The organism is Ferrovibrio terrae, from assembly GCF_943371255.1.
Taxonomy (GTDB): domain Bacteria; phylum Pseudomonadota; class Alphaproteobacteria; order Ferrovibrionales; family Ferrovibrionaceae; genus Ferrovibrio; species Ferrovibrio terrae_B.
Window position 1 is genome coordinate 1 of the sequence record NZ_CALRUC010000160.1, and the last position, 7,569, is coordinate 7,569.

At 65.1% G+C, this 7,569-nt stretch carries 5 protein-coding genes and 1 pseudogene; 3 read left to right on the forward strand and 3 right to left on the reverse strand.

Going from position 1 to position 7,569, the window contains the following annotated elements; genetic code table 11:
* A partial coding sequence (locus AAG799_RS21455) for an NAD(P)H-dependent oxidoreductase (RefSeq protein ID WP_341899047.1) occupies positions 1–384 on the reverse strand: 384 nt, incomplete at its 3' end.
* Positions 385–515: 131 nt separating this feature from the next.
* On the opposite strand from AAG799_RS21455, the gene AAG799_RS21460 reads away from it, so the two are divergent.
* Positions 516–1,259 (forward strand): SDR family oxidoreductase, encoded by a 744-nt coding sequence (locus AAG799_RS21460; protein WP_341899049.1) that lies wholly within the window; start codon positions 516–518, stop codon positions 1,257–1,259.
* A 7-nt stretch (positions 1,260–1,266) separates the two neighbouring features.
* Here AAG799_RS21460 and AAG799_RS21465 read toward each other — a convergent pair whose 3' ends face one another.
* Together AAG799_RS21465 and AAG799_RS21470 are read right to left on the reverse strand one after the other, a co-directional pair.
* Entirely contained in the window at positions 1,267–1,794 is a 528-nt protein-coding gene (locus AAG799_RS21465) for a GNAT family N-acetyltransferase (RefSeq protein WP_341899051.1), read from the reverse strand.
* A gap of 178 nt (positions 1,795–1,972) precedes the next feature.
* The gene (locus tag AAG799_RS21470; RefSeq protein WP_341899053.1) at positions 1,973–3,025 is read right to left on the reverse strand and encodes an aromatic ring-hydroxylating dioxygenase subunit alpha; all 1,053 of its coding nucleotides are present in this window, start codon (positions 3,023–3,025) and stop codon (positions 1,973–1,975) included.
* Between the two features lie 295 nt (positions 3,026–3,320).
* Between AAG799_RS21470 and dnaE the strand changes: the two genes are divergently transcribed.
* Positions 3,321–6,791 (forward strand): DNA polymerase III subunit alpha, encoded by a 3,471-nt coding sequence (gene dnaE, locus AAG799_RS21475; RefSeq protein ID WP_341899055.1) that lies wholly within the window; start codon positions 3,321–3,323, stop codon positions 6,789–6,791.
* 11 nt (positions 6,792–6,802) lie between these two features.
* Positions 6,803–7,569 (forward strand): annotated as a pseudogene (gene pepN, locus AAG799_RS21480) (aminopeptidase N); the annotation flags it as partial.

Below are 7,569 nucleotides of genomic sequence, written 5' to 3' on the forward strand. Positions count from 1 at the left end.
CACCACGCGGGCGCTGCGGCCGGTCAGCCGCTTTTCCGGAAAGCCCTTGGTGCGATAGACGAAGGCGAAGCCCGGCCGCAGCACCTGTTCGAGGAAGGCTTTCAGCAGGGCCGGCAGGTCGCCGAGCCAGAGCGGGAAGACCAGCAGGAGATGCTCGGACCAGGCGATTGCCGCCTGCGCCTCGGTCAGGCCCGGCGGCAGGCTGCCGTTTTCGAAATCCTGTTGCCTGCGCAGGACGGGGATATCAAGCGCGGCGATATCGATGCGGCGGATCTCATGCCCGGCGTTCAGGGCGCCCCGGGCATAGGCATCGGCCAGGGCGCGGCACAGCCGGCCCTGATCCGGGTCGGGATGGCCTTGCAGGATCAGGATGCGTCTGCCCATGGACGGCACTGTGCGTCGGCACTGGGCCCGGCGCCTTGATCTGCGTCACGCTCCCTGCCGCTACGTCACCGGCGCGCCGCGGATTGCACTGGCCGGTGCCGGGCCTAAGATTTGCCGGGATGGAGGAAATCATGACACCGGCACAGTCCAGCAATCAGATCATCCTGCTCACCCATGTGCGGCATTTCATCGGCCCGGGCGCCGTGCGCCGGCTGCTGCAGGACGGGCATACTGTCGTCTGCCATGACATGAGCTTCGCCGATGCGGCGGCGCGTGCGGCCTTCGCGGCCGAGGTGCCGGGCGCGGAAGTCTGTGCCGCCACCGATCCGGCCGCGCTCACCGCCGAGGTTCTGGCCCGCTTCGGACGGATCGATGCGCTGGTCTCCAACGATCCCTATCCGGCCGTGCGGGCGCCGGTGGAGGAGGCTGACCCGGATGAATTCCGCCGTGCGCTGGAGGCCATGGTGGTCTGGCCCTATATGCTGATCGGCAAAGTCGCGGCGGCGATGAAGGCGCGCAAGGCCGGCCGCATCCTGATCGTCTCCTCGGCGGCGCCGCTCACCGGCATTCCCAATTACTCGATGTATGCCATCGCGCGCGGCGGGGCGAATGCGATGGTGCCGACCCTGTCAAAGGAGCTGGCGCGCTGGAACATCCCGGTCAACGCCATTGCCGCCAACTACATCAAGAATCCCGACTACTTCCCGCCGGAGCTGCTGGCCGATACCGCGGCCGTCGCCAAGATGGTGAAGAACATCCCGCTCGGCCGGCTGGGCGAGCCGGAGGAGGTGGCCGAGCTGGTGGCGCTGTTCGCCGGCGGCCGCTGCGGCTTCGTCACCGGCCACATCGTGCCGATCGCCGGTGGCTGGGCGTGAGGGCGGCCTAGCGACTGCGCGCCTGCCACTGCGCCCGCGTCTGGCCCCAGATCTGGGTCGGCGCGTTGATCGGCGCTGGCAGGTGGGCGTCGCGCAGGTAGGCCGAGCCGAGCCGCCTGGCCACGGCCTGCGAGTTGGTGTTCTCGGGCACGATGCAGTGGATCACCTCGGTCCAGCCGAGCTGGTCGAAGGCCCAGTCGATGGCCGCCGTGGCGCCCTCGGTGGCGTAGCCCTTGCCCCAGACCTCGCGCACCAGGCCCCAGCCCACCTCGGTGCCGGGCCAGCCTTCCGGCTGCCAGGGGCCCAGGCGGCCGACCCAGCGGCCGGTCGCCTTCTCGATCACCGAGAGCATGCCAAAGCCGTTGATCGCCCAGGAGCCCGCCATCAGGGCAATGCCGCGCCAGGCGATCGGCGGGGTCATCACCCCGCCCAGATGGCGCATCGCTTCCTCATCGGCGCCCCAGGCGCACCAGGCCGCGAAATCCTCGCGCTGCGGCGGGCGCAGGATCAGGCGGGCGGTTTCCAGCTGGATCATGGCGTCAAACCTGTGGCTTTTCTTGATTCATCGTGAATTATAATTATATCCCATAGTGTTACAGAGATTATATGATGCGATGGATGGCATCGGCTAAGGTGGAATGAAAGTCGAATAAGACGAAATAAGAGTCAAATAAGCCGGACTAAGAGTCGATTAAGCCGGGACAAGCCCGGGCTCAGCTGCGCCAGCGCAGGACGGTGTCTTTGACCGCATTGACGAAGGGCCGGCCTTCTTCGCGGGCGCGGAGATACTCGTTCTTGAGCTGGTAGTACCAGCGCGCCTGGGTGTCGGTGTCGCGGATCAGCATCAGCGTCGGGTCGTATTTCAGGCCGCGCTGCTGACGGATCAGGATGTCGCGGTCCTGGCCCAAGAAGTGGTCCATCACGAACAGCGCGATCGGCTTGAGCAGGCCGAGCCAGGGCGTGGTCCAGAAGAAGAGGTTGCTCACCTCGGTCTGGGTGTCGTCGATGGGCGTGACGGCGGTGAAGTTCCACACGCTGTTGGCGCCGATGCGGATATGCTCGATGCGCACGCCCGGCAGGCGGAAGCTGATCTCGGTTTCCGGCGCGGCGCCGAGGATGCGGTAAGCCAGCGTGATCGCCGGCTTATGCCGTTTCATCGTGAAGCCATAAGGGCTTGGGCCGAATTCCTTAGCCTTAGTCTTAAGTTTGATCGGGCCGGTGCGCCAGTACCATGAGCGGTGGATGAAGGGCACATGGGCCGGGTCCATCAGGCCGACGACGGCGTGGTCCATGTTGCAGGGAAACAGCATCGCCTTGGTCAGGGTCGGGCGCAGGTCGGCCGGCAACTCGGGCAGGCCGGGCGGCTCCTGGTCGGGCTCGTCCTTGCCCATCCAGATCCAGACCAGGCCGTTCTGCTCCCGCACCGGGTAGCGCCGCACCTTGATCTTGGCAATGTCGAAGTCCTGGCCCTCGACCAGGGAGGGGATATGGGTGCACTGGCCGGACGGGCCGAACTTCCAGCCATGGTAGGGGCACTGCACCTCCTGCCCGTCGAAGCTGCCTTCCGACAGCGGCACGCCACGATGGGGGCAAATGTCGCGCACCGCGAACACGTCGCCCGGCCCCCCGTCTTTGGGCTTGGTGCGGCCAAACAGCACCGGCTCGCCGAGCAGAATCTTCGCCTTGGTGCCGCCGGGCTTCAGCGCGGCACCGGGCAGGGCGAAATACCAGATGTCTTTCAGCAGGATGAGCGGGGCTGCAGTCATGAATCGTTACCTAGCATGCGGCGGGGCAGAGCGGCCAGCCATTCGCCCGCTCAGCGACATCATGACCAGTCCTAGGTCGGTTTTCCGCTCCGTTCTCCCGCATCTGGGATTCGTCCGCAGGCGTTCCCGTCGGAGCAGGCCGGACTCGCTACTTATCCACAAGATATTGGGAATCAACACAATTTCGCCACACTCCTTATGGGATTCGGATTCCATGCGTTCTGGTTTTGCGGCCCTAGGTCGCGTATCGTAAACGGGGAACGGGAATCGAAAATCCAGCTGGTATGCATCGCCCATGAGTCACGCCGATTTCGTCCATTTGCGCGTCCATACCGCCTACTCGCTGACCGAGGGCGCCATCCGGCTGCCCAAGCTGGCCGAGCTGTGCAATCGCAACCGCATGCCGGCGGTGGCGATCACCGATACCAACAATCTGTTCGGCGCGCTGGAATTCTCCAAGGAGATGGCCGGCAAGGGCATCCAGCCGATCATCGGCTGCCAGCTCAGCCTGGCGCGCGCCGATCTGGCCCAGCCGAGCGCGCGCAACCTGCGCAAGCCAGATCCCGACAAGATCGTGCTGCTGGCGCAGACTGAGGCTGGCTATGCCAACCTGATGAAGCTGTCGACCAAGGCCTATCTGGAGCCGCCGCCGGGCGAGGTGGCGCAGGTGCAGTGGGCCGATCTGGAAGCCTGCAACGAGGGCCTGATCTGCCTGACCGGCGGCCCGAGCGGACCGATTGCCCGCCTGCTGATCGACGGCCAGATGGAGGCCGCCCGGCAGCAGCTGGAAGCGCTGGCCAGGATCTTCCCCGGCCGGCTCTATGTCGAACTGCAGCGCCATGGCTGGACCGCGGAGGCCAAGAGCGAACCCGGCCTGCTCGATCTGGCCTATGCGCTTGACCTGCCGCTGGTCGCCACCAACGACTGCTATTTCCCCGACGAGGACATGTACGAGGCGCATGACGCGCTGCTCTGCATCGCCGAGGGCGCCTATGTCAGCCAGCAGGACCGGCGCCGGGTGACGCCCGACCACCGCTTCAAGTCGGCCGAGGAAATGCGGGTGCTGTTCGCCGACCTGCCCGAGGCGATCGACAACACCATCACCATTGCCCGCCGTTGCGCCGTGAAGTCGAACGAGCGCGCTCCGATCCTGCCGAATTTCGGTGACGGCACCGGCGAGTCCGAGGCCGACATGCTGCGCCGCATGGCGCGCGACGGCCTGGAAGAGCGCCTGCAGCAGATCGGCATCACCGACCCGGACAAGGCCAAGGTCTATTACGACCGCCTGGAATTCGAGTGCGAGACCATCATCGGGATGAAATTCCCCGGCTACTTCCTGATCGTGGCCGACTTCATCCAGTGGTCGAAACGCAACGGCATCGCCGTGGGGCCAGGCCGCGGTTCGGGCGCCGGCTCGGTGGTCGCCTGGGCGCTCACCATCACCGATCTCGATCCGTTGCGCTTCGGCCTGCTGTTCGAACGCTTCCTCAACCCGGAACGCGTGTCGATGCCCGACTTCGATATCGACTTCTGCCAGGAGCGCCGCGACGAGGTGATCCGCTACGTGCAGCAGCGCTATGGCGCCAGCAACGTGGCGCAGATCATCACCTTCGGCAAACTGCAGGCCCGTGCGGCGCTGCGCGACGTCGGCCGCGTGCTGCAGCTGCCGCTCGGCCAGGTCGACCGTATCTGCAAGCTGATCCCCAACAACCCGGCCAATCCGGTGACGCTGGCGCAGGCGATCAAGGAAGAGGTGCGCTTACGCGAGGAACGCGACCGCGACGAGGCGGTGGGCCGCATGATGGATGTGGCGCTTAAATTAGAGGGGCTGTATCGCAACGCCTCGACGCATGCTGCCGGCGTGGTGATCGGCGACCGCCCGCTGGTCGAGCTGGTGCCGCTCTACCGCGATCCGCATGCCTCGATGGCGGCGACGCAGTTCTCGATGAAATATGCCGAGGCCGCCGGCCTGGTGAAGTTCGACTTCCTCGGCCTCAAGACCCTCGATGTGCTGGAAAAGGCCATCGCGCTGATCCGCGCCCGCGGCGTGGCCATTGACCTGGCCAGCATTCCGCTCAGCGACCAGCCCACCTTCACCCTGCTCGGACGCGGCGATGCGGTCGGCGTGTTCCAGTTTGAAGGCAGCGGCATGCGCGACATGCTGCGCAACATGAAGCCCGATGCCTTCGAAGACCTGATCGCGCTGGTGGCGCTGTATCGCCCGGGTCCGATGGAAAACATCCCGAGCTACATCGCCCGCAAGCACGGCAAGGAAAAGCCCGACTACCTGCATGAGTGGCTCAAGCCGGTGCTGGAGGAAACCTACGGCGTCATCATCTACCAGGAACAGGTGATGGAAATCGCCAAGGTGCTGGCCGGCTATTCGCTGGGCGATGCCGATCTGCTGCGCCGCGCCATGGGCAAGAAGATCAAGGCCGAGATGGATGCGCAGAAAGACCGCTTCGTCAATGGCGCCAAGGCCAAGGGCGTCGATGCCGAGCGCGCCGCCTTCATCTTCGAGCTGGTGGAAAAGTTCGCCGGCTACGGTTTCAACAAGAGCCATGCTGCCGCCTATGCGCTGGTCGCCTGGCACACCGCCTATCTGAAGGCCAACTATCCGGTCGAGTTCATCGCCGCCTCGATGACGCTGGATATTTCCAACACCGACAAGCTGAACGTGTTCCGCCAGGAATGCGCGCGCCAGGGCATTGCCCTGCTACCGCCCGATATCAACCGCTCGCAGGTCGAATTCTCGGTCGAATACGACAGGCATGAGAAGGGCGCGATCCGCTATGCGCTGTCGGCGGTGCGCAATGTCGGTGCCGCGCCGATGGCGCAGATCGTGGCCGAGCGCGACCGCAACGGTCCGTTCAAGTCGCTGTTCGATTTCGCTGGCCGGGTCGATCCCTCGGCGATGAACAAGCGCATGCTGGAAAACATCGCCAAGGCCGGTGCCTTCGACGGGCTGGAAAAGAACCGCGCCAAGGTGATGGCCTCGCTGGAGACGCTGGTGCGCTATGCCCAGAGCAAGGCGGAAGAGCGCAGCTCCAACCAGGTGAACCTGTTCGGCGGCGGCAAGACCGAGGAGCGCCTGCCCAGGCTGCCCGAGGGCGAAGTTTGGACGCCGATGGACCAGCTGGCCAAGGAATTCGAGGCCATCGGCTTCTATCTCTCGGCGCATCCGCTCGATGCCTATCAGGCCACGCTCAACCGCGTCGGCGTCAAGCGCTATGCCGATGTGCTCAAGCAGCTGCATTCCAGCGAGCAGATCGTCAAGGTCGCCGGCACGGTGATCTCCAAGCAGGAGCGCACCTCGCAGAAGACCGGCAACCGCTTCGCCTTCGTCCAGTGCTCGGATGCCTCGGGCATGTATGAGGTGATGCTGTTCTCCGAGGTGCTGGCGCAGCATCGCGAGCTGCTCGAGCCCGGCACCAATGTGGTGTGGAATCTCTCGGCCAAGGTGGATGGTGAGCAGCCGCGCCTGAACGGCCAGCGCATCGAGAAGCTGGACGATGTGGCGGCACGCGCCGCCGCCGGCATCAAGATCATGGTCGAGAACGCCAGGTCGCTCGACCAGATTCGCGGCCTGCTCGACAAGGCCGGCAAGGGCAGGGGCCAGGTGCTGCTCGGCCTCAAGCTGGAGGAGCCGGGCGTGCCCGGCGGCATCGAGGCCGATATCAAGCTGCCGGCGCTGTATTCCATCAACCCGGCGACCCGCCACCAGATCCGCGTGCTGCCGGGGGTATTAGAGGTTTACGACATTTAGGACGGGATTTCATGACCGCGCAGCCGACCGCTATCCATCGCAAGGACTACCGCGCTCCCGATTTCCGCATCGAGACCGTCGATCTGGATTTCGATCTGCTGCCCGAGGCGACGCTGGTAAAATCCCGCCTCGCCATCGTGCCGGCAGGCAGCGGCAAGCCGCTGGTGCTGGATGGCGAAGACCTCACGCTGCTCTCGGTCGCCATCGATGGCCGCCGGCTGGCAGAGGCTGAGTACAGGACCGATGAGCATGGCCTGACCATCGCCGCCGTGCCGGCCAAAGCCTTCACGCTGGAGATCGAAACGCGGATCAACCCGAAGGGCAATACGCAGCTGTCGGGCCTTTATCAGTCGAGCGGTGTGTTCTGCACGCAATGCGAGGCTGAAGGCTTCCGCCGCATCACCTATTTCCTCGACCGCCCCGATGTGATGGCGGTGTATCGCGTCACCATGCGGGCGGATCAAAAGGCCTGCCCGGTGCTGCTGTCGAACGGCAACCTGGTGGACCAGCGCGACCTGCCCGATGGCCGCCATATGGCGGTGTGGCACGATCCGTTCCCCAAGCCCTGCTATCTGTTTGCGCTGGTCGCCGGCGATCTGGCAGTGAACGAGGACAGCTTCACCACGCAAAGCGGCCGCAAGGTCGCGCTGCGGATTTTCGTCGAGCATGGCAAGCAGGGCCGCACGGCCTATGCGATGGATGCGCTGAAACGCTCGATGCGCTGGGACGAGACCCGCTTCGGGCTGGAATACGACCTCGACCTGTTCAACATCGTCGC

Excerpts from the sequence above, each read along its gene's own strand:
- AAG799_RS21460 (WP_341899049.1), top strand. The coding sequence starts at position 516 with ATGACACCGGCACAGTCCAGCAATCAGATCATCCTGCTCACCCATGTG.
- AAG799_RS21465 (WP_341899051.1), bottom strand. The coding sequence starts at position 1,794 with ATGATCCAGCTGGAAACCGCCCGCCTGATCCTGCGCCCGCCGCAGCGC.
- AAG799_RS21470 (WP_341899053.1), bottom strand. The coding sequence starts at position 3,025 with ATGACTGCAGCCCCGCTCATCCTGCTGAAAGACATCTGGTATTTCGCC.
- dnaE (WP_341899055.1), top strand. The coding sequence starts at position 3,321 with ATGAGTCACGCCGATTTCGTCCATTTGCGCGTCCATACCGCCTACTCG.